Annotated in this window: 20 protein-coding genes; 12 read left to right on the top strand and 8 right to left on the bottom strand. The window is 52.3% G+C overall.

The genetic code is table 11. The annotated features are described in order from the left end of the window. The 8 genes from ACFODX_RS09035 to ACFODX_RS09070 all read left to right on the top strand — a co-directional run bounded on the left by ACFODX_RS09035 (position 1) and on the right by ACFODX_RS09070 (position 10,104). Positions 1-1,872, top strand: a complete 1,872-nt coding sequence (locus tag ACFODX_RS09035; RefSeq protein WP_378118267.1) for a sodium:solute symporter family protein — start codon at positions 1-3, stop codon at positions 1,870-1,872. Between the two features lie 145 nt (positions 1,873-2,017). Continuing rightward, the gene (gene mgp130 / locus ACFODX_RS09040) at positions 2,018-3,199 is read left to right on the top strand and encodes a 4-O-beta-d-mannosyl-d-glucose phosphorylase Mgp130 (protein WP_378118269.1); all 1,182 of its coding nucleotides are present in this window, start codon (positions 2,018-2,020) and stop codon (positions 3,197-3,199) included. A 3-nt stretch (positions 3,200-3,202) separates the two neighbouring features. Next, positions 3,203-4,414 carry an AGE family epimerase/isomerase gene (locus tag ACFODX_RS09045; RefSeq protein ID WP_378118271.1) on the top strand — a complete coding sequence of 404 codons (1,212 nt, stop codon included), beginning with the start codon at positions 3,203-3,205 and terminating at the stop codon, positions 4,412-4,414. 39 nt (positions 4,415-4,453) lie between these two features. Continuing rightward, entirely contained in the window at positions 4,454-5,824 is a 1,371-nt protein-coding gene (locus tag ACFODX_RS09050; RefSeq protein WP_378118273.1) for a glycoside hydrolase 5 family protein, read from the top strand. A 141-nt stretch (positions 5,825-5,965) separates the two neighbouring features. Then, on the top strand, positions 5,966-7,168 hold the full coding sequence (aga27, locus tag ACFODX_RS09055) for an alpha-galactosidase Aga27 (RefSeq protein ID WP_378120071.1): 1,203 nt from the start codon (positions 5,966-5,968) through the stop codon (positions 7,166-7,168). A 140-nt stretch (positions 7,169-7,308) separates the two neighbouring features. After that, positions 7,309-7,731, top strand: coding sequence for a TonB family protein (locus tag ACFODX_RS09060; protein WP_378118275.1), 423 nt, complete (start codon positions 7,309-7,311; stop codon positions 7,729-7,731). Positions 7,732-7,850: 119 nt separating this feature from the next. Next, positions 7,851-9,308 (top strand): alkaline phosphatase D family protein, encoded by a 1,458-nt coding sequence (locus ACFODX_RS09065; RefSeq protein ID WP_378118277.1) that lies wholly within the window; start codon positions 7,851-7,853, stop codon positions 9,306-9,308. Between the two features lie 28 nt (positions 9,309-9,336). Next, entirely contained in the window at positions 9,337-10,104 is a 768-nt protein-coding gene (locus ACFODX_RS09070; protein WP_378118279.1) for a hypothetical protein, read from the top strand. Between the two features lie 95 nt (positions 10,105-10,199). Here the strand turns inward: ACFODX_RS09070 and ACFODX_RS09075 are convergent, their stop codons facing one another. The 3 genes from ACFODX_RS09075 to ACFODX_RS09085 form a co-directional block, all read right to left on the bottom strand. Beyond that, positions 10,200-11,699, bottom strand: coding sequence for a response regulator (locus tag ACFODX_RS09075; RefSeq protein WP_378118281.1), 1,500 nt, complete (start codon positions 11,697-11,699; stop codon positions 10,200-10,202). A 189-nt stretch (positions 11,700-11,888) separates the two neighbouring features. Then, complete coding sequence (locus ACFODX_RS09080; protein WP_378118283.1) at positions 11,889-13,607, bottom strand: protein kinase domain-containing protein; 1,719 nt, start codon at positions 13,605-13,607, stop codon at positions 11,889-11,891. Then, complete coding sequence (locus tag ACFODX_RS09085) at positions 13,607-15,085, bottom strand: MFS transporter (RefSeq protein WP_378118286.1); 1,479 nt, start codon at positions 15,083-15,085, stop codon at positions 13,607-13,609. Before ACFODX_RS09085 ends, ACFODX_RS09080 begins: the two co-directional genes overlap by 1 nt. Positions 15,086-15,445: 360 nt before the next feature. Between ACFODX_RS09085 and ACFODX_RS09090 the strand changes: the two genes are divergently transcribed. Further along, positions 15,446-16,348 carry an SMP-30/gluconolactonase/LRE family protein gene (locus tag ACFODX_RS09090; protein ID WP_378118288.1) on the top strand — a complete coding sequence of 301 codons (903 nt, stop codon included), beginning with the start codon at positions 15,446-15,448 and terminating at the stop codon, positions 16,346-16,348. Here ACFODX_RS09090 and ACFODX_RS09095 read toward each other — a convergent pair. From ACFODX_RS09095 to ACFODX_RS09105, 3 genes are read right to left on the bottom strand one after another with little or no spacing between them, the layout of a single operon-like run. After that, a complete protein-coding gene (locus tag ACFODX_RS09095; protein ID WP_378118290.1) occupies positions 16,341-16,829 on the bottom strand; it encodes a CC0125/CC1285 family lipoprotein in 489 nt (162 codons plus the stop codon). The genes ACFODX_RS09090 and ACFODX_RS09095 overlap by 8 nt on opposite strands. A gap of 40 nt (positions 16,830-16,869) precedes the next feature. After that, on the bottom strand, positions 16,870-17,640 hold the full coding sequence (locus tag ACFODX_RS09100) for an anti-sigma factor family protein (protein WP_378118292.1): 771 nt from the start codon (positions 17,638-17,640) through the stop codon (positions 16,870-16,872). Between the two features lie 10 nt (positions 17,641-17,650). After that, positions 17,651-18,172, bottom strand: coding sequence for an RNA polymerase sigma factor (locus ACFODX_RS09105; protein WP_378118294.1), 522 nt, complete (start codon positions 18,170-18,172; stop codon positions 17,651-17,653). A gap of 202 nt (positions 18,173-18,374) precedes the next feature. Here ACFODX_RS09105 and ACFODX_RS09110 point away from each other — a divergent pair, with 202 nt between their 5' ends. Further along, the gene (locus tag ACFODX_RS09110; RefSeq protein WP_378118296.1) at positions 18,375-19,814 is read left to right on the top strand and encodes a S8 family serine peptidase; all 1,440 of its coding nucleotides are present in this window, start codon (positions 18,375-18,377) and stop codon (positions 19,812-19,814) included. Here the strand turns inward: ACFODX_RS09110 and ACFODX_RS09115 are convergent. Further along, a complete protein-coding gene (locus tag ACFODX_RS09115; protein WP_378118298.1) occupies positions 19,769-20,701 on the bottom strand; it encodes a hypothetical protein in 933 nt (310 codons plus the stop codon). The genes ACFODX_RS09110 and ACFODX_RS09115 overlap by 46 nt on opposite strands. Positions 20,702-20,755: 54 nt before the next feature. After that, a complete protein-coding gene (locus ACFODX_RS09120) occupies positions 20,756-21,487 on the bottom strand; it encodes a hypothetical protein (RefSeq protein WP_378118300.1) in 732 nt (243 codons plus the stop codon). A 305-nt stretch (positions 21,488-21,792) separates the two neighbouring features. Here ACFODX_RS09120 and ACFODX_RS09125 point away from each other — a divergent pair, with 305 nt between their 5' ends. Together ACFODX_RS09125 and ACFODX_RS09130 are read left to right on the top strand one after the other, a co-directional pair. After that, on the top strand, positions 21,793-23,112 hold the full coding sequence (locus tag ACFODX_RS09125) for an amino acid deaminase (protein ID WP_378118302.1): 1,320 nt from the start codon (positions 21,793-21,795) through the stop codon (positions 23,110-23,112). A gap of 11 nt (positions 23,113-23,123) precedes the next feature. After that, positions 23,124-24,488 (top strand): GntP family permease, encoded by a 1,365-nt coding sequence (locus tag ACFODX_RS09130; protein ID WP_378118304.1) that lies wholly within the window; start codon positions 23,124-23,126, stop codon positions 24,486-24,488. Positions 24,489-24,490: the final 2 nt, after the last annotated feature.

The raw sequence follows: 24,490 nt of genomic DNA on the forward strand, positions 1-24,490 counted from the left end.
ATGAATCTTCCCCTGTTGGATATAGCGATCATCCTCGCCTACGTGGCTGCGACATTGTTGGTAGGTTTTTGGATTTCCAGTCGCGCCTCCAAAGACATAAAAAGTTATTTCCTCGGCGGCAATAAATTGTCCTGGTGGCAATTGGGTTTATCCAACGCCTCCGGCATGTTCGATATTTCCGGCACTATGTGGCTGGTGTATTTGTTATTTGTTTATGGACTGACCAGTGTATTTATTCCCTGGCTCTGGCCGGTGTTCAACCAAATATTTTTAATGGTTTTTCTCTCCGCCTGGTTGCGTCGCTCGGGAGTGATGACCGGTGCTGAGTGGATTACGTTTCGCTTTGGCGAGGGCAAGGGCGCGCGCCTGTCGCATTTAATTGTGGTGCTGTTTGCACTGGTCAATGTGATCGGTTTTATCGCCTACGGCTTTATCGGCATTGGTAAATTCGCCGCGGTATTTATGCCCTGGCAGCTGGCTGAAGATCCGCACCTGAACGATGTTTGTTATGGTCTGATTATCACCGCGATTACCACTGTGTATGTAGTAAAAGGCGGCATGTTCAGTGTGGTGTTCACCGAGGTGCTGCAATTTATCATTATGACGATTGCCTGTATTGCGGTGGGCATTATTGCCATGCAGCGGGTGTCCCCGGAGATGTTAAACGCGGCCATTCCGGAAGGCTGGACCAGCATTTTCTTCAGCTGGGAATTGCAGGTGGATTGGTCAGCAAAACTCGCGGCGGCACAGCAAAAAATTGATGCCGATGGTTACGAGTTGTTTGCCATCTTTTTTATGCTGATGTTGTTTAAGGGCATGTTGCAAAGCATGGCTGGCCCGCAACCCACTTATGATATGCAGCGCGTGCTCTCCGCCAAAACTCCCAAAGAAGCGGCCAAAATGAGTGGTGTGGTGACGGTAGTGCTGATGTTCCCACGCTATATGCTCATCACCGGTTTAACCGTATTGGCGCTCGGTTTGTTTATGGACGACTTAAATGCAATGGGCGACAAGCTGGATTTTGAACAAATCCTGCCCATGGTATTGGCGGGCGATATTTTGCCGAGTGGATTGCTGGGTTTATTGATTGCCGGTTTGCTCGCCGCCTTTATGTCCACTTTTGCGGCCACGGTAAATGCCGCTCCTGCCTATGTAGTTAACGATTTATACAAGCGCTACATCAACGCCGATGCCGCGCCCAAAACCTACGTAAAAATGAGTTATCTCATTTCTGTTTTATTTGTGATTTTGGGTGTGGCGATTGGCTTTTTTATTCCCAGCCTGAATCAGGTTATCCAGTGGTTGGTGAGTGCACTTTACGGCGGCTACACCGCATCCAATGTGCTGAAGTGGTATTGGTGGCGGTTTAATGGCTACGGTTATTTCTGGGGCATGGTCACCGGTTTTGCTATCGCGTTCCCGCTGATATTTACCGACATAGCACCAATTCATGCCTTCCCCTTTATGTTTGTTGCCTGTATCGCCGCCTGTGTAATTGGCTCGCTGTTGACTGCACCGGACGATATGGAAGTGCTGAAAAAGTTTTACACCAAAGTGCGCCCCTGGGGTTTTTGGGCACCGGTATTGGCCGAAGCGCAAAAGGACTACCCGCAGGTACAAGCCAACAACAATTTTGCGCGCGATGCCGTCAATGTGGTGGTCGGTATTGTGTGGCAAACCGCACTGGTGGCAGCGCCAATTTTTATGGTGATCAAACACTGGCCGGAATTTATTGTCGCCATGCTCGTTGCTGCGGTAACCAGTATTGTTCTCTGGTTTAACTGGTACAAAAAATTGGAGGACTACCCGGCAGATACCCCGGCCGCGGTATTGCAGGGTAGCAACGACGAGGCACTGATCGCAAAGCGTTAATGCGCGAGTAATTTTTTTTGCGCGTTTGCTGACGGCGGCGCGCAAAAAATTTTAGCGCGCAATGTAATCGATTACGTTTTTTTATGGCCAATATCTTCATGGGTATTGGCAAAAAGCAAACATCACTCACCGGAGTATTCATTGCATGAGTAGTTTTACTGAAAGAGCCAAAGCGCTGTTGCAGGAGCATGAAGCGCTTGTTAGCAAAAAAAATAAACCTGCCGCCAAAGGCAACGGCATTTACACCACCTATGAGCACCCGATTCTCACCGCTGAACACGCTCCAATTTTTTGGCGCTACGATTTAAATGAAAAAACCAACCCGCATTTGATGGAGCGCCAGGGCATTAACGCCGCGTTCAACTCCGGTGCCATGTATTGGAATGGCAAATATATTTTGGCGGTGCGTGTGGAAGGTGTGGATCGCAAATCTTTTTTTGCGATTGCGGAAAGCCCGAACGGTATCGACAACTTTCGCTTTTGGGATTACCCCATCACCATGCCGGAAACAGATCGCCCGGATACCAATGTGTATGACATGCGTTTGACCAATCACGAAGATGGTTACATCTACGGTTTATTTTGTACCGAGCGCAAAGATTTAAATCACCCCAACGACACTTCGGCGGCAGAAGCCCAGTGTGGTATTGCACGCACTAAAGATTTAATCAACTGGGAGCGCTTGCCGGATTTAGTGACCTATTCAGGCCAGCAGCGCAACGTGGTGTTGCACCCGGAATTTATCGACGGCAAATACGGTTTGTTCACGCGCCCGCAAGATGGTTTTATCAGTGTGGGCGCCGGTGGTGGTATAGGTTGGGGTCTGGTGGATGACATGACTCGCGCTGAAGTGAAATCCGAAGTGATTGTGGACGGCAAGGTCTATCACACCATCAAAGAAGTAAAAAATGGCCAGGGCCCCGCGCCGATAAAAACAGCGGAAGGTTGGCTGAATCTGGCCCACGGTGTACGCAATACCGCCGCCGGTTTACGCTATGTGCTTTATATGTTCATGACCGAATTGGAGCGCCCCTGGGTAGTAACCCATCGCCCGGCCGGGCATTTTATTGCACCGCACGGTGCTGAGCGCGTGGGCGATGTATCCAACGTAGCGTTTTCCAATGGTTGGATTGTGAATGAAAAAAATGAAGTGTTTATTTATTACGCTTCATCCGACACGCGCATGCATGTGGCTACATCGACGGTGGAAAAACTTATCGATTATTGCAAAAACACGCCGGAAGATGGCCTGCGTTCAGCGGCATCGGTCGCGGTGCGCAATCAATTAATCAGCGCTAATTTGCAAGTGATGAAGGAACTGATTTAAACCATGAACGCCGCCATGCTTCCTTTATCTGCACAGATTTTACAGCAGGAATTTCGCACAGAATTAGTGGCGATTGCCGATTGGTGGGCAGCGCACACCCTTGATCAGGATCAGGGTGGTTTTTACGGTGAAGTGGGTGCAGACAACCAGCCTGTGCCCAAGGCCACCAAAGGCATTATTCTGAACGCGCGCATTTTGTGGTTTTTTAGCGAAACCGCGCAGCAGCTTGATAACCCTGTGTATCGCCAGTGCGCCACGCGCGCTTACGATTATTTGTGTGAACATTTTTTTGATAAAAAGCACGGCGGTGTTTATTGGGAATTGGACGCGGCAGGGCAGCCCATCAACACCAAAAAACAAGTCTATGCACAAGCCTTTACTATTTATGCACTCTGCGCTTATTTCCAGTTGACTGCTGATGCACAGGCAATCGCGCGCGCGCTGGAATGTTTTAATCTGGTGGAGCAGTTTGCCATCGACCGCGAGAATCAAGGTTACCTGGAGGCCTTTACGCGCGAGTGGGGGTTGATTGAGGATTTGCGCCTGAGCGAAAAAGATTTGAATTACCCCAAATCACAAAATACCCATCTGCATATTTTGGAAGCCTATACCACCCTGTATCAGGCGCACCCAAGTGCAGAAATTCGCGCGGCATTAAAATACAACATCGATATGTTTGATAAATACATGATCGATAAAAATACCTACCACCTGCGCATGTTTATGGATTTGCAGTGGCGGGATTTTTCACCGGGTTATACCTATGGCCACGACATAGAAGCGAGTTGGTTAATTGCCAAAGCACTGGAATCCTTGGGTGATACGGATTACACCCAGCGGCTCACACCCACCTTGATCAATATCGCGGAAGTCACCTTGCAAGAAGGGATTGGCGAGCAGGGGCAGGTGTTGGACTCTTACGATTTTGCAACGGCCAGTGTTAATCGCGAAGCCGTGTGGTGGGTGCAGGCCGAAGCGCTGGTGGGTTTTCTCTATGCGTTTAGCGTGACCGGCGAGAAAAAATATTTTTCAGCCGCAGAAGCAGTGTGGGCGTTTACCAAAAAATACCAAATTGATCGTGAGGGCGGCGAGTGGTTATGGTTATCGCGCTTGGACGATAATTCCCAGTCACATTACAAAGTCGGCTTTTGGAAATGCCCCTACCACAATGGTCGGGCGATGATGGAAGCGCTCCAGTATTTACACGCCGATTAACCCGGCATTGCCTTATAAAATAAATATCCGGAATAGCGAATGAAAAAAATAATATGTCTGCTCGCCGCCTGTTGTGCACTGGTGTTAACTGCGTGCAACCAAAAACCATCTGCGCCTGCAAATTCATCGTCACCAATAGCAGTCAGTGCCGCTGGCGCGCAGCAACATGCGCAGCAGGATTTTGTCCGTGTGAAGGGTGGCCAGTTTGAGCGCCGGGGCAAGCCCTATGTCATCACCGGGGTAAATATGTGGTATGCCGCTTATTTGGGCGCGCCCAATCAGGTGGGTGATCGCGAGCGTCTTGTTAAAGAATTGGATCATCTTCAATCCATCGGCGTGAACAATTTGCGCGTATTAGCCGTTTCCGAAAAAAGCGAAATTAATTCGGCGGTTAAACCTGCAGTGACTAACGGCTTTGGCAATTACGACGAAGAACTTTTGCAGGGGCTGGATTATTTGTTAGTAGAACTGGCCAAACGCGACATGACGGTGGTGCTCTACTTTAATAATTTTTGGCAGTGGTCGGGCGGTATGACCCAATACATGAGCTGGATTGATGGCGAGCCAGTGCAAGACCCGAACGTGACCCAGGAATGGGAAAAATTTATGGCCAAAGCGGCGAGTTTTTATCGCAGCGAAAAAGCCCAGCAGGAATATCGCAACACCCTGCAAAAAATTATCACCCGCGTGAACACTCTCAATGGCAAAGCCTATGTGAATGACGCCACCATTATGTCCTGGCAATTGGCCAACGAGCCGCGCCCCGGTAATTCACAAACCACAGCGGAACAGAAAAAGATTTATGTCGATTGGGTACACGCCAGCGCGGCTTACATTAAAAGCCTGGATGCCCATCACTTAGTGAGCAGTGGCAGCGAAGGCGAAATGGGATCGGTGAATGATATGCAGGTTTTTATCGATGCCCACGCCTCGCCAGACATTGATTACCTCACCTATCACATGTGGATTCGCAATTGGAGTTGGTTTGATAAAACCAAACCGGCGGAAACCTGGCCATCGGCCTGGCAAAAAGCGCAGCAATATATGTTGGCGCATATCGATGTCGCCAAACAATTAAATAAACCGCTGGTGCTGGAAGAGTTTGGTCTGGATCGCGATATGGGTTCCTATGCGATAAATTCCACCACTGAATATCGCGATCGTTATTTTCGCGGTGTATTTGAATTGCTGCTCACCAGCTTAAAACAGGATGAGCCCAGCGCAGGCTATAACATCTGGGCCTGGAACGGTTACGCTCGCACCACGCGCGCTAATTATTGGTGGCAGGAGGGCGATGATTTTATGGGCGACCCGCCGCAGGAAGAGCAGGGCATGTATGGTGTGTTTGATACCGATACTTCCACCATTACGATCATGCAAGAATTTAATCGGCGTTTTCAGACACACTAATAAATGCAAAGCGCTGTTAAAAACTGCAATACAGATTGCAGTTTTTTTTAGCGTTGAATTAAATTATAAGATTATTAATACAAGAAGCTATTCGACGATTTCTCCACGACAAAAAAGGTCAACACCATGATAAAAAAATTAATGATAAATGCGGGTCTATTTGCAATCGCACTGGCTGCCAGCATGGGCGTCAGCGCGCAAAAATTTGAGCAGCTTGCCAAAACGCCGCAGCTCGGGTGGAACAGTTGGAACACCTTTGCCTGCGATGTGAATGAAAAAATGATTCGCGAAATGGCCGATGCCATGGAGGCATCCGGCATGAAAGATGCGGGTTATGAATACATCAATATCGATGATTGCTGGCACGGCGAGCGCGATAAAAATGGTTTTATCCAAGTCGATAAAAAACATTTCCCTTCTGGCATGAAAGCGCTCGCGGATTACGTGCACAGCAAGGGTTTGAAACTGGGTATTTATTCTGACGCGGGCAATACTACCTGTGCCGGTCGCCCGGGTAGCCGCGGTCATGAATATCAGGACGCCATCACCTACGCGAGCTGGGGCATCGATTATGTGAAATACGATTGGTGCGATACCAAAGATATAAACCCCAAATCCGCCTACGCCACCATGCGCGACGCCATCCACAAAGCCGGTCGCCCGATGCTGTTCAGTATTTGCGAGTGGGGCGATAACAAACCCTGGGAATGGGCGCAGGACGTGGGCCACTCATGGCGCACCACAGGCGACATTTATCCTTGCTGGAATTGCGAGCACAACCACGGTTCCTGGTCGTCCTGGGGCGTATTGCCGATTCTGGATAAACAAGTTGGCTTGCGTAAATACGCCGGCCCCGGTCACTGGAATGACATGGACATGATGGAAGTGGGCAACGGCATGAGCGAAGACGAAGACCGCGCGCACTTTTCGCTCTGGGCGATCATGGCATCGCCGTTAATTGCCGGCAATGATTTGCGCAACATGAGCGAGACCACCAAAAAAATCCTCACCAACAAAGACATGCTCGCCATCAATCAGGACAAACTCGGCATTCAGGCCATGAAATGGATTGATGAAGGCGACATGGAAATTTTTGTAAAACCCTTGGACAAAGGTGATTACGCGGTACTGTTTTTAAACCGCGCGGATACCAGCGTAAATTACAGTCTGGATTGGAATTTCCATTACATGAAAGACGATATTTTTAAACACGAGATTTTCTTCGATAAGAAAAAATTCAACTGGCGCGATATCTGGAACGGCGGCAAGGGCACCACAGCGGAAAAACTAAACCTCACTATGGCCGCCCACAGCGTAGTGGTGTTGCGTTTAACACCACAGTAAAAATAATTATGGCAACCAGAGCCTGCTGGAGCAGGCTCTGGTAATATCCGGGAAGCTGTATTCATTGGGGATATGGCGCATCACCCTCAAAGTGACAAGATAAAACTTCTTAAATAATCACTAACGGCAAGGAGCTAAAAATGAAAAAATTCACCATGGCATTGTCCTTGGTTTTGGCGGGCTGTTCTTCTACGCCAACTACACAAAAAATTCCGCATTATCACCCCACACCTTCAATTACCCAGTCTGCTGAAGGGCCCACTTATTGGTTGAGCGATGTCATGGTGCCACCCGATTATCCAAGGGCTGCCCTGATGCGTGGTATTGAAGGTTGCGCCAAAATTGGCTTTACGATTACTCCCGATGGGACAACCGCCGATCCATTTGTAATGCAGTCTTTTCCTGAAGGGGCATTCGATGAAACCTCAATTCAAACTGCCCTGAAATTGACCTACAAACCCGCGGAAACTAATACCAACAGAATTGCTGTCATCGGTTCTAATATTTTTACCTATGGCCAAAGCAACCGCTCTTTTGAATCGCTGTCCGCACCATGTAGATAACAGTTGTTTTTGGATACACAACAAAATACAAAGCCGGCATTTGCCGGCTTTGTTGCATTTTGACTGGCGCAAAAACCTGTATATAGTGCTGCCTTGCCTTATCTGCAGGGAGAACTCAGGTGCAGTTGTTTGCGTACAACCTAATCGGCAAGCCCGATGAATGTTTAATTTGGGTTGGTGTGTTGAGTGTTTACCCGCCGCCTAACGTCTGTTTTGAAATTGCCGGTCAGCCGGTGGCTGCACAATTGTTAGCGCCGGGTTTTTTACCGCTGGGCGATGAGGTTTGTGATGCGCGCGGCAAGGCCATTAATTACAGTGGAGTTTTTCAGCTGGACTGGCCGACCACCAGCGAGCGTTTTACCCTCAAGGTTAGCGCTAATGCCTGCGTCACTACACTCACCAGCCGCCGGCCGCCGCTGCAATTACCGGCTAAAACCTGCGCCAGTTTTAACCTGCTGCTCTCCTCTTGTTATTACCAACCTAATGATAAAAGTCGCGCGCTGGCGGATATTATCAAGCAGATCAAACCCGCGCCGGATTTCACCCTGCTTGCGGGTGATCAGGTCTATTTGGATTTGCCTTCGCAGCAGGATTTGCCCTGCGATAAACAAGCACTCGCCAAAACTCTCGGCAAAAAATATCAACGTAACTGGTTTTCCAACAATCTGCAGCAGCCTGGCCTTGCTGATATTTTGCGGCACGGGCCGGTGCTCTGTGTGCCGGATGATCACGAATTCTGGAATAACTTTCCGCTGTTTCAAGCGCAATTGGACAATACCCACTGCGAGCAGGATCGTGCGAATTGGGCTGAACTCGCCAATCGTTTGTATGAGCGCTACCAGCGTTCGCCCGCGCAAGCCGCAGGATTTTTCCGCATGGATATTGCCCCCTTAAGCATGTTGTTTTTGGATGGCCGCACCCAGCGCGATGCTGAGGGGCTGCACATGTTTAACCCTGCAACTCACGCCGCGATTGTGCAGTGGAAACAGGATTTGCTCGCGCGCAAACAACAAGGTTTACCCGCAGTGGGTTTATTAAGTTCCGGCCAGGCATTGCTTATCGAAACCCCCGGCCCCTGGGCGCGCAAAATCGCCGATATGGAAATGCCCAATTACGCCGACTTTGCGCTGCTCACCCAGGCGCTTGCCGAATTATTTGCCGCTGAAATTCCGGTGCTCTATATCACCGGCGATGTGCACTGGGGGCGCATAGTAGAAGGTAAAAATGCGCGCGGAAAAACCCTGTTTTATGAAGTGATTGCCTCGCCCTCGCGTTTGATTGATACCAACTGTGTGGACGAATACAAAATTGCTCGCAATAACTGGCGCAGCATGTTTGGTCAGGGCGAGGATTTCCCCCTCCACCCCACAGCGGCGGAAGTGGATTGTTTAAAGTTCGCCAATTTGCGTTTGAGTATTAAACATCGCCAGCGCGGTGATCATGTCGCGCTGCTGCGTTTTCACGGCACACCGGCTGGCCTTGAATTTAGCGTGGATTATGTTTGCACCGACGCCAATGAAACATTGCGGCGCGCCTACAGCAAAAGTTGCGGCCCATTTAAAGTAAACAGCTTATAAAAAATTCGAACAAATTGAGGAAAGGAAAATGATCAAACAAACACTGGCCACGCAAACTATGTTACCGGCGGATGTGCACCCGCTGCCGCGCAATCCCGCGGAAAGTAACGAACAATGGCTGCCGCGCGCCTATCAGGATCTGGTATTGGGCGATGGCAGCCAGTGGAGCCTGGTGGTGCTCGCCGGCGGTAAGGACGTCGCCTCGTTTCGTCTGCGCGTGGCCCAATCCCATCTGCGTGGCGATATGCTGCCGTCCTACTGGTCTGACTGTGCGCTGCTGAATGTGAATCAGGGCGATTTTTCCACTGCGAGTTTTTTTAATTTGCCGCTGTTCCAGCCCGCCCATGCCAGCTACGCGCCCACGCGCAACGGCCTGATTGAATTGCCACTGGCACAATTGCCCAGCCAAAAAGATTTTCCCAATTTGGCTCTGCTCGCGATTCCTGTACCCCAGGAAAAAATTCTTGCATCGCTAGCGGATTATCAAAAAGCGCGCGTCAGTTACGATGCGGTGGAAAATATTTTGCCCTGGCTCGCTTTTGTCTGGGGTGCAGGTAATGCCGCTAATCCGCTAATGCAAAATATCGGTTTCCCTTCGGCGATGATGCTGAACCAACTCTTTAGTGCCAACGGCTTTGACTTGGCGCCCGGTGTGAACGCCAATTTATCCGCCCCGGAAACTTTTTGGAGCGGCGTAAAACACTGGCAAGCGTTTTACAGCAACACCCAGGAAAATGGCTTGTTGCCCAAGGCGAGGTTTGTGATTGATCATATGTACGATATTGATGAGCATTAATGTCGCACCTACAAAATGCTCGCCCTAACACCGGGCAATAAAAAAGCGGAGCTGAAATTTAGTCTCCGCTTTTTTATTATCGATTTTGCTGAATTTTATTTGGCTTCCACCAACACCAATTCAATGCGATTATTTTTTTGTGCAATCGCATTCCATTCGCCGGCGAAAAACGTGGGCAGGCGTTCGGGGTATGGCTCTGTGCCTTCCATCGCGTGAATATCTACGCTCAGGGTGCTGTTAATGCTGCCGGTTAAGTTGCGCAAAATCATTTCGGTTTCGCGGGCGTAGTCGGCGCGCAGGCGGTCCATGCCGTATAACTCGCTGGAGAGCATGCAGTTGCTCAGGCTGGTTTCATCGGCGGCGAGTTGATCCATGCCGTTTTTATCTTTGCCGATACAGAAATCGCCAACATAAATACTAATGACCGCCATGCCTTTAAAGCCGCGACTGGCGAGGCGGTGTAACAATTCATGCAGGCGCAGCACAGTGCTGGTGTCTATGGTGTACTGGCGAAACGCCAGCGCGCCCTGCTGATTGAATGTCCAGGCCAGATCTTCCAGGTAATTATCGGATTCTGCGGCGGATGTCGGCGCAGCAGTGAGCTGCGCGTTGGGAGAGGTTGGTTGCGCTGTGCTTTCCGTTGGCAGTTGCGCTGTGCTTTGCGATGCTAGTTGCGCTGCGCTTTGCGATGGTAGTTGTGCTGCGGGTAATTGGGGCGAGAGTAGCGGTGTTGCTGGCGATGGCATTTGCAACAAACTCTGCAATTGTTCGCTGAGTATTTCCTGTTGCTGTTGTTGCTGCCCGAGTTGATTTTTAATTTGAATTAAAAAATACAAACTCAGCGCAACCCCAATCACTAACACAAAACCCAACACCCAGCGATTGCCGCTGTTGGATTCAACCGGGGCTGCTGGTTCTGCAGCGGCTGGTGGTGTTTGTTGCTGCAAAATATCGCTAAATTCCTGCCGCAAACTTTGCCGCAAGCCCTGCAGCTCGCGCGATACCCGCGAGGTAATAAAACGGCGGTTGTCTTCCAAACTGTGTTCCATATGGCTGAGGCGCAGTTCAATATTGCGCGCCTGTTCCATGGCGGCTTGGTTGGGCGCGCGCCGCTCCAGTTGCGAGCTGGCAGTGGCGGTAACCTTATTTGCGGCCGCAATTAATTCCGGGCTTTCCACGCTGTGGTGTGGGTGATTGTCGGGCGCGGCGGATTTGGGCAGTGGATAAATATGAATGGTTTCCATCACCCGCGATAAATCCGTGGCGTTGATTCGGTCTTTGCTGACTACATCCAGCGCGCCCAGTGCACGCGCCTGGCCGGTGTATACATCGCCACTTTTGGAGGTGTACATAATCACCGGAATCATCGCCGTTTCCGGGTGGGATTTAATAATTTGCAGCGCGCGAAAACCGTCCATGCCCGGCATCAGGTGATCCATAAAAATCACGTCGGGCGAGTGGTGTGCAAGGTAGCGCAGTGCGGCTTCACCGGAGTCGACAATATCTATATCGAGCGGGTAGGCGCGCAGCATTTTTTTGAGGCGGTATTGGGCGGTGGTGGAGTCATCCACAATCAGTGCACGTTTACTGGCCATGACAAACATCCCTCTGCGGTGTCGCTGGAATTTTCGAGGTTTATGGTTATTAGTGTTGCGGTCTTATACAGGCGTTTGCAGCAGGCGGGAGCCTAACAGAAAATGGCCGCACCGGGCGGCCAAGTTAATCACAGCTTGGAGGGGTTTTGATTGATCGATCAATGAATCCTTGATCGGCTGCTCGCTCGATCAATGCAGGAAGATGAAGGCTGCGAGGGCTGTCAGCCAGCCGCTAATCGCCAGCACTTTCCATACGCGTTCCGGGTGAGTTTCCAATAGCGGCTGCGAGCGCGCCACCAGCCAGTCGGGGTTGGGGCGTTTTAAATCCTGTAACCATTCGGAGAGTGCTTGATAGCGGTGGTTGGGGTTGATGCTGAGCGCTTTTTCCAGTGCGCGATCCAACCAGTAGGGTACAAGCGGATTAAATTTCATCGCCGAAATATATTTCAATTTCTGGAAGCTTTTTAAGTCCATCGCCTTGCTGTAGCCACTGCCGTAGGGCTGTTTGCCGGTGAGCATTTCATACAGCAATACCGCGAGTGAAAACTGGTCCGAGGCTTCGCTGGTGCTGCCGCCGTAGCGGTATTCCGGCGCGGAGTAATCCAGCGTGCCCAATACCAGGTCGCGTTCAATCGGCGCGCCGGCCTCTTGCACGCCGGCCACCCAGCAGGAGCCAAAATCCACAATCACCGGGCCTTTGCCGCTAATCACTATGTTGTCCGGTTTTAGATCCTGATGCAGGGTTTCCTTGCGATGAAAGGCGCGTATGCCGCGAATCAAACCCTCGGTGAGTTCCACCGCATCGAGTATGGCTAAAACCCCGCGCTCTTTTAATAACTGGGTGAGCGTGGGGCCGGCAATATATTCAGTGAGGTAGTACAAACAGGAGCGCGCTTCCGGGGCGGGAATAACCCGCACTACGCCGGTGCTTTGAATGCGCGCACCGATCCAGGCTTCCATCACAAAACGTTCGATGTAGGCTTTATCGTCCTGATAAATAACCGAGGGTGTTTTCATCACCAGCAAGTGTTTTTTTTCATCCTCCACCAAGTACACCTGGCTGCGTGTTGATTCGTGCAGGATTTTTTTAATGGTTAAACCATCGATACTTTGGCCCGGTGAAAACACTGGCGGAAAAGGCAGGCGCGATAATACCTGCACCGCATCGGTTTGCCCGGCGGTACCCAAATTGTCGATGCGCAGCGCCTGAATGCTCAGGTTGTCTTCACTCTTGTGTTGCAATGCCAGAGGCAGGGCTTGATTTACCAGCGCATCCAGATTGTGTTGTTCGGCAATAATCAGCGCTTTGAATTCGGCGGGCGGAATATGCTCGTGAATGCCATCGCTGGATAAAATAAAAATATCGCCGCGCTGCAATTCCAAGCTGTGCATATCCACTTCCAGGTAGGGATCGGCACCCATGGCGCGGCTTAAATGGGTGGTGTGTTTGTCGATGCGTTGGGTGTGGTCGCGGGTGAGTAATTCCAGATTGTTTTCGCGCAGGCGGTACACGCGGGTATCGCCCACGTGAAAAATAAAACCGCTGTCGCCTTTTAAAATTAACGCCGAAAAGGTGGTGAGGTAGCCCTCGCCATAAATGGAATTCTGGCTGCGCCCCCACAAGCTGGAGTTCAAACTTTGGATCACGCGCATCGCCGATTGCTGGGTGCGCCAGGTGTCGGGGGTGGCGTAATAGTCGCTGAGGAAACCGGCAATCGCGGTCTGGCTGGCTTCACGTGCAGCCGTGCTGCTGCTCACCCCATCGGCAATCGCAATGGCGATGCCTTTGGTGGTGAGTAAATTGCCTTCGGGAATGCGTGCGCCTACCGTATCCTGATTTTCCGGCTTACGGCCTGCGTCACTTTTTTGTGCGAAGGAAATTTGCAGTACTGATTGCAGGTGATCCATTAACTCACTTCAATTTTATGCAGTGAACCATCTTCATTGACTTCAACCGTATGCCCCTTGGGTTCTTTCAGAAATTGCACAAATACCAGCCCAATCGCAGCGGCACCGGCGAGCATCCAGAAAAACATTTGGGTGTCGATGAACGTATTCATGGTCAAAAAGAAGAGTGCACCCACGTTACCGTAAGCACCGGCAAGGCCCGCAATTTGGCCAGTCATGCGGCGTTTGATTAAGGGTACAACCGCAAACACAGCGCCACAACCGGCTTGCACAAACAGCGAGCAAATAAACACGGCGGTAAATGCAAGGTAGAGCGGCCAGCTGGCGTTAATTTGTGACAGCAGCAAATAACCTACACTCACGCCCGCGAGAATAATACTCATGCTAAAGCGGCGACCAAATTTATCGCTCACCCAACCGCCGCCGGGGCGCGCCACCAAATTCATAAAGGCGAAAGAACCGCCCAGCATCGCCGCCTGGGTTACGCTCAGGCCTTCAAAGGTGGTCATAAAAAACGCCGGCAATACCGATACCACCGCAATTTCCGAACCGAAGGTTGCAAGGTAGGCCCAGCTTAAAATCGCCACTTGTTTAAATTCATATTTATCGTGTTCGGCTACGCTGCCTTTTTTCAGCATGTCTTTATTGACGCGATAAATTTGCGAGAACTGGAAGACAAAGAGCGCAAACAATACAGCGTATAAAATGTAAGTTGTTGCGGTGCTTAATAAGGCCAAATTGGTAGGCGACATTTTCCACGCGAGTACCGCGAGGATCAAATACATAGGCACGTTCATCAGCAGGTAAAAAACAAAATCTTTGCGATTACTCACTTCCAAACCGCCAGATTTTTTTGGTTTGAAATAGGTGGAACCTTTGGGGGTATTGCGCACGCTGGCATAAAACGCCACGCCATAAATCATCGCGATAATCGCCGCAGTGCCCATGGCATAACGCCAGCCGTCTTCACCGCCGTAAACATGAATCGCTAAAAACGGCAGGGTAAAACCAGCCGCTGCAGCACCAAAGTTACCCCAACCACCGTAAATGCCTTCGGCCAAACCAACCTGGCGTGCAGGGAACCATTCGCTCACCAAACGAATACCAATTACAAAACCGGCGCCGACAAAACCGAGTAAAAAACGAAACAGTGCGAGCTGTTCAAAACTTTGGGCACAGGCAAATGCAATTAATAAAGCGCCGGAGAAAATCAGCAGTGCCGAATAAATTGCGCGCGGGCCAAATTTATCCACCAGGCTGCCCACCACAATACGTGCAGGAATAGTCAGTGCAACGTTGAGCGTTAATAGCGCGGCCCATTGTTGTGGTGTCATCGCAAAGGAGGCGGTGATGAGTGGTTTTAGCGGCGGCAAGCTAAACCACATCACAAAGGTGAGAAAAAACGCGAACCAGGTGAAGTGCAGGGTCGCTACAGATTTATTGGAAAAATCCAACAGGGGGAAACGATAAGTGCTCATGGAAGATCGCCCAAGCCAGTTAGGAAAATAAAATGTCGCAGCGATTTCCATTTTGGTGCGTCATGGTTTTTCGGTGCGAGTTAAGCGGGCTTTTGCAACGGCTATGCCAATACGAAAATAGTGCGAGATTTCTATCGCTTGCTGCACTCATGTGCGCTACTGGTGCTTTCGTTGCACCGGTTTATGCTCCAATAAAATGCTGCACACTGAGTTTTTGTGAATTAATGGTGCATTTTGTCTGCCCCTGAAATGCGCAGTAAGCAAAGACTGCCGGGCTTTTATTGCGCAATGGCTTTGTGTTATCTATGCCCAACCACTACAGCGGCTCTGGCAGATAGTTAACAATACAAAGAGGTCGCTATGAAAAATGTCTTATTTAGGTTTGTCTATTCGCAAGCACTTTCACTCCTGGCGCTTGCGAGCTGCGCCAGCGCACAAACCACCGATTATGTGGGCGATGGCGTCTTCACCCAGGGCATAGAAGGCCCGGCGGTGGATGCGCAAGGCCGTTTATATGCCGTGAATTTTGCCCAAGAGGGCACCATCGGGGTTGTTGATCAACCACACAATGCGCAGCTATTTGTCACGCTGCCAGAAGGCAGTACCGGCAACGGTATTCGGTTTGGTCGCGATGGCGCTATCTATGTGGCGGATTACACCGGTCACAATGTTTTAAAAATCGACCCAACAACCAAAGCGATTAGTGTGCATGCCCACAGCGCGCAAATGAATCAACCCAACGATATCGCCATCGCTAAATCCGGCGTGATTTATGCCAGCGACCCCAAGTGGGCAGACGGCACCGGCAACCTTTGGATGATCTCCCCCGCCGGCAAGGTCAGCCTGCTTGAGGCCAATATGGGCACTACCAACGGCGTCGAAGTGAGTGCGGATGAGCAACACCTCTATGTGAACGAAAGTGTGCAGCGCCGGGTATGGAAGTACGACATAGATAAAACCACCGGCGCCCCAAGCAACAAACGCCTGTTGATGGAGTTTGCCGATCACGGGCTGGACGGCATGCGCAGCGATGTACTCGGTAATTTGTATATCGCTCGCTACGGTGCAGGAGAAGTCGCGGTGGTATCACCCCATGGCACCCTGCTGCAGCGCATCAAACTCAAGGGCCAAAAGCCCACCAATGTCGCCTTTGGTGGGGTAGATGGTAAAACCGTCTATGTGACCCTGCAGGATCGCGGTGCGATAGAAACCTTCCGCAGCGAACAGGCCGGGCGCGAGTGGCAGTTGCTGCGGGCTAAATGATCGTTTGGGTGGTGTCGGCGTCGTAGCTGTTTTTCTCCGGGCGCACGCCGCGCCCCATTTGGATTTCCAGCAGTACCAGGGTGAAAACCTCATCACCAAACGGGTCTTCATTAGGTCGCTCATAGCGTGTGCTGCGGCAGCCGAGCAGGCCACAACGGCGCTGGGTAATGGTCTCGCGGCGAGCGGGAAACGCCGGTTCATCCTCCAGCCGGCGTTGGGTTTTTTTAATTACCACAAACCAGTCATAACCTTGTTGCAATGTCAGTTCAGCAGCGCGTCGCAGTGCGTAGCGCTCAGCAGTAGCGCGCTGTTGGCCGCGCAACTTGAACTGTACCCGATAGTGGGTTTCGCCCAGCGCCAGTTCTTTATAGCCAGTGCCATCGCCCTTGGCGGGTTGATAGTGGCGATCTTGTTGTTGGCTCCCTTGGCTGGCGCAGCCAGTGAGCAATACCAGCAAACACAACACAATCAGTGATTTCATCTTGCCAATCTCCTGTGTTTGGCGAGCGCAGCGCCGGTGGTTAAGGGGCGCTGCGCCAGTGGTTTTTGATCGCTGCCGCTTCGGCTGCTGCATCAAAGGCATCGCCCTGCATCATGTTATCCAGGGCGTTTTCAATCAGTATATGGTCACTGCCGCTGGCGGTTTGGTAATCATCTGCCGCTGGTCTGGCCTGGCTGTGCACACTCAGGGTTAATTGCCATTGGTTGTCGCGGCGGCAGGCGATATTTTCAGCGCTGCTAGTGCGGCTGGATAAATGGAACTGGCGACAGTAATCGCCCACCTGATCGATAAAACTCAGGCGCGGTATAAGCTCACTGCCATCGGCCAGTGCACGCTGCTCGCCACTGCGGGTGGTATCCAGCGCTTGGGCGATGGCATTCCAGTTATCGCTGCTACCGGTATTGCCCGGCAATAATTGCGCGGCACCAAAACCAATCACCAGCGCCACCGAGGCGGCCATGGCTGCGTGTTGCTGCAGGCTGCGCTGCATGCGGCGCCACAGCGGGAAGGTGATGACGTTGTTGGTTGGCTGCTCGTCGCTTACTTGTGGCTCGTCACTTAAAAGGCGGGTGATGGCCTCCGGCATGGGTTGTTCATCAATGCGGCGATAGTGGCTGGCCACCCGTGTATCCACCATGGCTAACTCTGCCAGGCGATTGGCGAGGTTTTCGTCGCGGCTGATCTGCTCGCGCATAGCCTCCATTTCTGCGGCGGGCAGCTCGGCATCCAAAAAGGCGGAGAGCTGTTCATCGGACACTTGCTGGGGTGACGGTTGATTCAAAACACTCATGGCGGATTCCTCACGCGCCTTCAGCGGCGGGCGGTTGTTCGGGATTTAAAAATCGACACAGGGCGATACGCGCCCGGGCTAACCGGCTCATTACCGTGCCGGTGGGAATGCTCAGGGTGTCGGCCACCTCCTTGTAGGACATACCCTCCAGCGCCACCAGTGAAATAATCGTGCGCTGGTCGTCGGGCAATTGCTGCATCGCGGCATCCACCTCCGTCAGGGCGATCTGGTCTTCAATCGCTTGTGCGCCATCGGCCACCGGCTCCTCGCTGTCCTCAATGGCGTAGTTAAGGTGCTGGCGAACCTTGCGCGCGCGGTACTCATCAATCCAAATATTGCGGCACACGCGAAAGGCCCATTTGGCCAACTCAATATCCTCGGGCACACCACGGCTCAGCAATCGCTCAAGGGTATTTTGCAATAAGTCGTCGGCATCGGCGGGGGAACCGGTGAGCGAGTAGGCAAAACGCCGTAAGGCGGGCGCGAGTTGGGTTAATTCCTGTTTCATGGCGATACTGGTGTCGGTCTTCATAGGCGCTGATTTCAGGTCTGGTGTTGGGGGCTCGTTTGAGGAGTAGTTTTTGGTGCTCTTATCCAGTAAACGGCCCGCTGTTGGTTTTATTCCCATCCCAGTGATTATTTTTGGAATTTTTATTCCCCGCAAACGTTAACCAGGTAATGAACCCAGCCATTTTTTGTGGTTAATTTACCCTATTACTCGCCATGGTGACCCAATGAAACCTTTTTACCGCCGTCATTTTCGTCTTGGTTGTTTGCGTATTGCCTGCAGCAGTCTTGTGCTCGCCTGCCTGTGCCAGCCGGTTGCTGCCCAATTGTTGGAGCGCCTGCCGGTGGACACCACACTGGACGGCGTAACGCGGGAACTGGACGACACAGTCCGCCAGGTGCAGGAATCGGTGCAAAAGGATTTACTGGAGGAGTCAGTATTGCGCGACGCCTTGATACAACCGGTCGATACCGCCCTCGCCAAGGCTCCCGCGCTGGTGCCCGATCTGCTGTCGGCGGTGCTGCCGATTGTTGATCGCCGTGGTGCCACGGTGTTGGTAGATGTCAAAGTGGAAGATGGCTGGCGCGCCGTGGAGCGCGAATGGTTGTTATTGGTCGACCAAACTGCGTTGGCGGAGTTGGCCAAGCTTGATGTTGAAATCATTGAGCAGACCCGGTTTGCCGGACTGGGGCTGCAACTGGTGCGCTTTCGTGTGCCCGCCGCTCTGGATTCCCGCGCCGCGCTGCGCCAGCGCTTGCCCGCCAGTTTGCATCCGCAGCTGGATCGCAATCATATCTATTCGCCCCAAACTGCTGCCCCTCAGTCCTCGCAACCCGCTTCATCACCCATATCATCCACATTGCCACCTCAGGCTCCGGCCTGTGTTGATGACTTGTCTATCGGCATCATCGATACCGCGATTGATAGCGCTCATCCTGCGTTTGCCGGGGTAAAAATCCGGCAGCAGGATTTTATCGGTGCCGATATCGAATCGCCCAAAGCCCACGGCACGGCGGTGGCGGGGCTGTTAGTAGGAAAAGGCGATGAGCTGCAACCGCTACTGCCGGGCGCGACCCTTTACGCGGCCTCGGTATTTTACCCGCGCAATGATTACACCCAGGGTGCCACCATGATGAATCTGGTGCGGGCTTTGAATTGGCTGACAGAACAAAAAGTGCCGGTAATTAATATGAGCCTGACCGGCCCGGACAACAGTATTCTGGCGCAGGCGATTGCGCGGGTAATCGCCGCAGGCAGTCTGGTGGTGGCAGCAGCAGGTAACGAGGGGCCAGCGGCGCCGCCCTTGTATCCGGCCGCCTATAAGGGAGTGATTGCAGTGACGGCGGTTGATCAACAGCAGCGCCCTTATCGCTGGGCCAATCGGGGTGACCATATCGCCTTTGCGGCGCTGGGGGTGTCGGTTGTCACCGCGCGTAGTGCTGGCGGTTATGGCCGTGAGAGCGGTACCTCTATGGCGGCGCCGCTAGTCTCGGCCTTGGTTGCTTGCGAGCTGGCAACTACTCCTGCTGAGACGGTGATGGCGCAATTAATCAAGCGCGCACAGGATTTGGGCGCGCCGGGCCGCGACCCGATTTTTGGTCACGGCCAATTGCAGCGTCATCAAAATGTGGCTTTCAAGGTGAGTGAGGCGCGGGTTTCGGAATAGTCCGCACTGCGCAGGTTGGATTGATAATCGCCCCGTTCCAACTTGCCCACCAGCGCCAACCATTCATGGGTATTGATCTGCCATTCCAGATTTACTACCTGCAGGGTATCGTCGCGTTTGGCTTCCAACGCCGGGGTGATGGCCGAGTAATCGCGCTCCTCATAGCGCCAACCCAGTTGCAGCTTGGTCTTTTTGCCCCAGACGGGGAACTGGTGATTAATGCTGGTTTTTACGCTGATGGCAGTCAAATCAAAGGGATCGCTGGCGGCATTTTCCCTCTCATGGTTTAGGCCAAACGCCACAAAGGTGGTGCCCTGGTTAAAAAACACAAACACATCGCCCGCCACACCCAGGTTATGCGCATTGCGCCCGGCACTGGTGGGAAAATCCTTGTCCTGATAATTCACCGCCCCGCGCACAAATGTGCGCTGATTGAACAGGCGCGACAGGTAAACACTCTGCTGGCGCAGGGTTAAAAAATCGGTGCCGTCCAGCGCGGCGTCGGCCTGGTGATAGCTCAGGCCCAGCTTGAACAGCGGCAGTTCATAACTGGCATCGGCAAACAATTGTTGAATGCCCAGGTCAAACGCGCTCAGGTCTTGATAGGTTTTGCTGTTGTAGCTGGCACCGGCTTTAAATATCGCCTTGGGTGTCGCCTGCCACTGGGCATTTACGCGCGCATTGGCCAGCAGTGCCCAGTCGCCAGCGCTGGAGTATTGGTCAAGCTCAACGACCGCCAAATTGGAATCGTATTCGGCGCCGCTTTCCAGCTCCACATCCAGCTTGTTGGCCCCGTGGGCGGCAATGCTACAGAGGGCGATGACTAAAGGGCTGATAACCCAACGGCCAAGGCTAATAATCAGTTGTTTATCACTGCGTGGGTTCATGATGGTTGCTCCGCAAAAGGCAAAAAAAATCGGCGCCGGAGCGCCGATCTCTTATTACAAACCGAGGTTCAAGCTGTCGGTTAAGGCCGCGCTGATATTGTTATTCACGGTGCTATCCACAGTGTCCTGAATGCTCGCAGCGATGCTGTTGTTGATGGCGCCTTCTACCGCTGTGTTTACCGAACTGCCAATGGCTTGCTCGACTGAGCCAGTGACCGAGCCATTTACCACGCTATCTAACGAGCTATCTACCGAACCGCTAACCAGCTGTTCTGCCGAACCTTGCAGGTTGCTATCGGCAACCAACTGCTGGGTTGAATTCAGCTGCTGGCTAATCGCGCCGTTGGCGGCGGTGCTGGTGGCATTCACAGTGGCGGAGAGATTGGCCGAGAGGTTTTCCTGTGCCGCCGCCCCGCGCTCCAACAATTGGTTTGCCTGTTGGCCGATGGGGGTGAGCACTGCCTGTGCATCCACTGCTGCATTGCCGGTCGCTGCTGCAGAAACGGTGCCGGCGGTTTCTGTTCCGGCATTGGCTTGGTCGGTGTTGTTTTGCTCCGCTTCTGCACCGCTGTCAGTTGCTTCGCTGTTGACATTAGTGCTGGTCGCTGCGCTGGCATTTTGTTGCAACCCAAAAGCGGCGCTCAATGTGCCTTCTTGGGCAGAGAGGCGAGCATCCGCTGCAGTCTGGGTGTTGGCGTTTGTATCTACGGCCAATGACGCGTCTTGTGCCCAGCAAACGCTGGAGGCCAGGGTGCAAGCAGCAATCAATAAAGTGTGTTTGTTCATGGTGATGTCCTCATTCGTTTCAGGGTTTGAAAGCGGGTTGCGCTGCAGCCCGTTTTCGTCGACTTGCAACCTGTTAACGCGGGGGGAGTCATTTTTATTCCCGAACCTGAAAAAATATTTGATGCGGGAAGCAAATGAGGAGGGGGTGGGGGGGGGGGCTAAACAAGGGAATCCCGGTAGGCAAAACCCTGAAAGAAGTTTTCAGGCAAAAACGTCTTTTTGTAAATAATTTTCTTAACATGGCGCATTTTTGCTGGTAGCCTTGTAAAAATGCTCGATTTTTCTGCTATTGGCACAAAAATAATATGACTAAAGAAAATAATTTACAGTCAAACCTGAAAATCAGACCGCTTAGCCCTGTGGGTAAGGGGTTAGGTATTGCGGCTGGGGATTCGCTGGCACAACCCTTGGTGGGCGAGATTGCCGCGCAGGGTTGGAACCTGCTGCGCGAGGATGTGAGTCTGCCCGTGGCTGTGCTCAGCGAGTCTCGCCTGCAGCATAACCTGCAGTGGATGAAAGACTTTATCGCCAGCTACGGGTTGAAACTCGCGCCCCACGGTAAAACCACCATGAGCCCCGCGCTGTTCCAGCGCCAGTTGGATAATGGCGCCTGGGGTATCACCCTCGCCACCGCGCCCCAAGTTCAGGCGGCTTACCACTTCGGTGTACGCCGGGTCATTCTGGCGAATCAATTGGTGGGCCGCGCCAACATGGCGATTATCAGCCGCCTGCTGCAAGACCCGGATTTTGAGTGTTACGTGATTGTGGATTCGGCAGCGAATGTCGAACAGCTCGGGCAGTTTTTTGCCCAAACGGGCCAGCGTTTGAATCTGCTTTTGGAGTTGGGTGTTGCGGGCGGCCGCACCGGAGTGCGCGACGCCGCAACCCGCGCCGCCGTGTTAGAAACCATCGCCCGCTACCCGCAAGCACTCGCATTACGCGGCGTAGAAGTTTATGAGGGTGTACTGAATGACGAAGCCGCCATTCGCGAGTTTCTGCGTTTGGCCCTGCGCGATTTGATGACCTTGGAAGCCCATGGCCAGTTAGCTGCAGGGGCGGCAATACTGACCGGCGCTGGCTCGGCCTGGTTTGATTTGGTGGCGGAGGAATGGGCCGGTGCCTCGTTGGGCGATGCCCGCGTGCTGGATATCATCCTGCGCCCCGGTTGTTACCTCACCCATGATGTCGGCATTTACAAAGCCTCCGAAGCTCGTATCCAAGCTTGCAACCCCATCGCCCGGGCTATGCACAGCAGCTTGCTGCCCGCGCTACAACTCTGGGCTTATGTGCAATCCATTCCCGAACCCGGTCTGGTGATTCTCGGGCTGGGTAAACGCGATGCGGCGTTTGATGCCGGTCTGCCGGTTCCCGCTTTGCACTTTCGTCCTCACAACAAAGGTCGCCCCGGTGATGAAAAACCCGCGCCTGCTCCAGCGGACTGGCAGCTGACCAAAATGATGGATCAACACGCCTTTATGCATGTGCCTGCCGGTGCTGATTTGCAGGTGGGCGATATGCTCGCGCTGGATATTTCCCACCCCTGCCTGACCTTTGATAAGTGGCGCCAGCTATTGGTGGTTGACGATAACTACACGGTGATCGATGCCGTGGAAACGTTTTTTTAAGGCGCGCGGCGATGGATTTTTTTTCTAATGCATTAACATCAGGCCAGTGGCTGTTGGTGTATGCGGCGCTCAGCATTATCGCGCTGATTTTATTAATCGCCCGCTACCGTTTGAATCCGTTTATTACGCTTACCCTCGTTTCCCTCGGTCTGGGTTTAATGGCCGGTATTCCCGCCAAAGATGTGGTGTTTGTGTATGAAGCCGGTGTGGGTAAAACCCTGGGGCACATCGCACTCGTTGTGGCGCTGGGCACCATGCTCGGAAAAATGATGGCGGAATCCGGCGGCGCGGAACAAATCGCGCGCACCATGATTCGCTGGTTCGGTGAAAAAAATGTGCACTGGGCGATGGTGTTTATCGCTTTCCTCGTGGGCTTCCCGATTTTTTTCGAAGTCGGTTTTGTATTGTTAATTCCCATCGCCTTTAACGTGGCGCGCCGCACCGGCACTTCCATGTTGTTAGTGGGTTTACCCATGGTCGCGGGTTTGTCGGTAGTCCATGGTTTAGTGCCGCCGCATCCGGCCGCGATGATTGCGGTAGGCGAATACCAAGCCAACGTTGGTCGTACAATTTTTTATGCGCTGTTGGTTGGCATTCCTACCGCGATTATTGCCGGGCCAATTTTTGCCAAATGGATTGCACCCAAAATTCATTTGCCTGGGCACAACCCACTCGAAGAACAATTTATTCATGCCGATAGCGAGCGCCAGTTGCCCGGTTTTGGTATCACGCTCGCGACTATTTTATTGCCCGTAGTTTTAATGTTACTTGGCGGCTGGGCCGATTTAATTGCTGAGCGCGGCACAGGTCTGAATGACTTTTTATTATTTATCGGCAATTCCGTTGTTGCGCTCTTGATTGCAACGCTCGTGAGTTTTTACACCCTCGGAATTGCGCGCGGTTTTAATCGCGATTCGATTTTAAAATTCAGCCACGATTGTTTGGCGCCCACCGCTGGCATCACCTTATTGGTCGGCGCCGGTGGTGGTTTAAACCGCATTTTAGTGGAAGCTGGCATTGCCAAAGAAATTGTTAATTTTTCTTCCGACATGGCATTAACGCCATTATTGATGGGCTGGTTTGTGGCGGCGTTAATGCGCATCGCCACTGGTTCCGCCACGGTTGCCATGAGTACGGCGGCAGGCATTGTTGCGCCGATTGCGCTCGCCGCCGGTTATCCACACCCTGAGTTATTAGTCATTGCCACCGGCGCGGGTTCATTAATTTTGTCGCACGTGAATGACGGCGGTTTTTGGTTAATCAAAGAATATTTCAATATGACCGTTACCCAGACCTTAAAAACCTGGACGGTATTGGAAACTATTATTTCGTTTGTGGCCTTGGGTTTTGTGCTGCTGGTTGCGGCCTTTATGTAAAC

This window comes from Cellvibrio fontiphilus (assembly GCF_042646205.1).
Lineage (GTDB): Bacteria > Pseudomonadota > Gammaproteobacteria > Pseudomonadales > Cellvibrionaceae > Cellvibrio > Cellvibrio fontiphilus_A.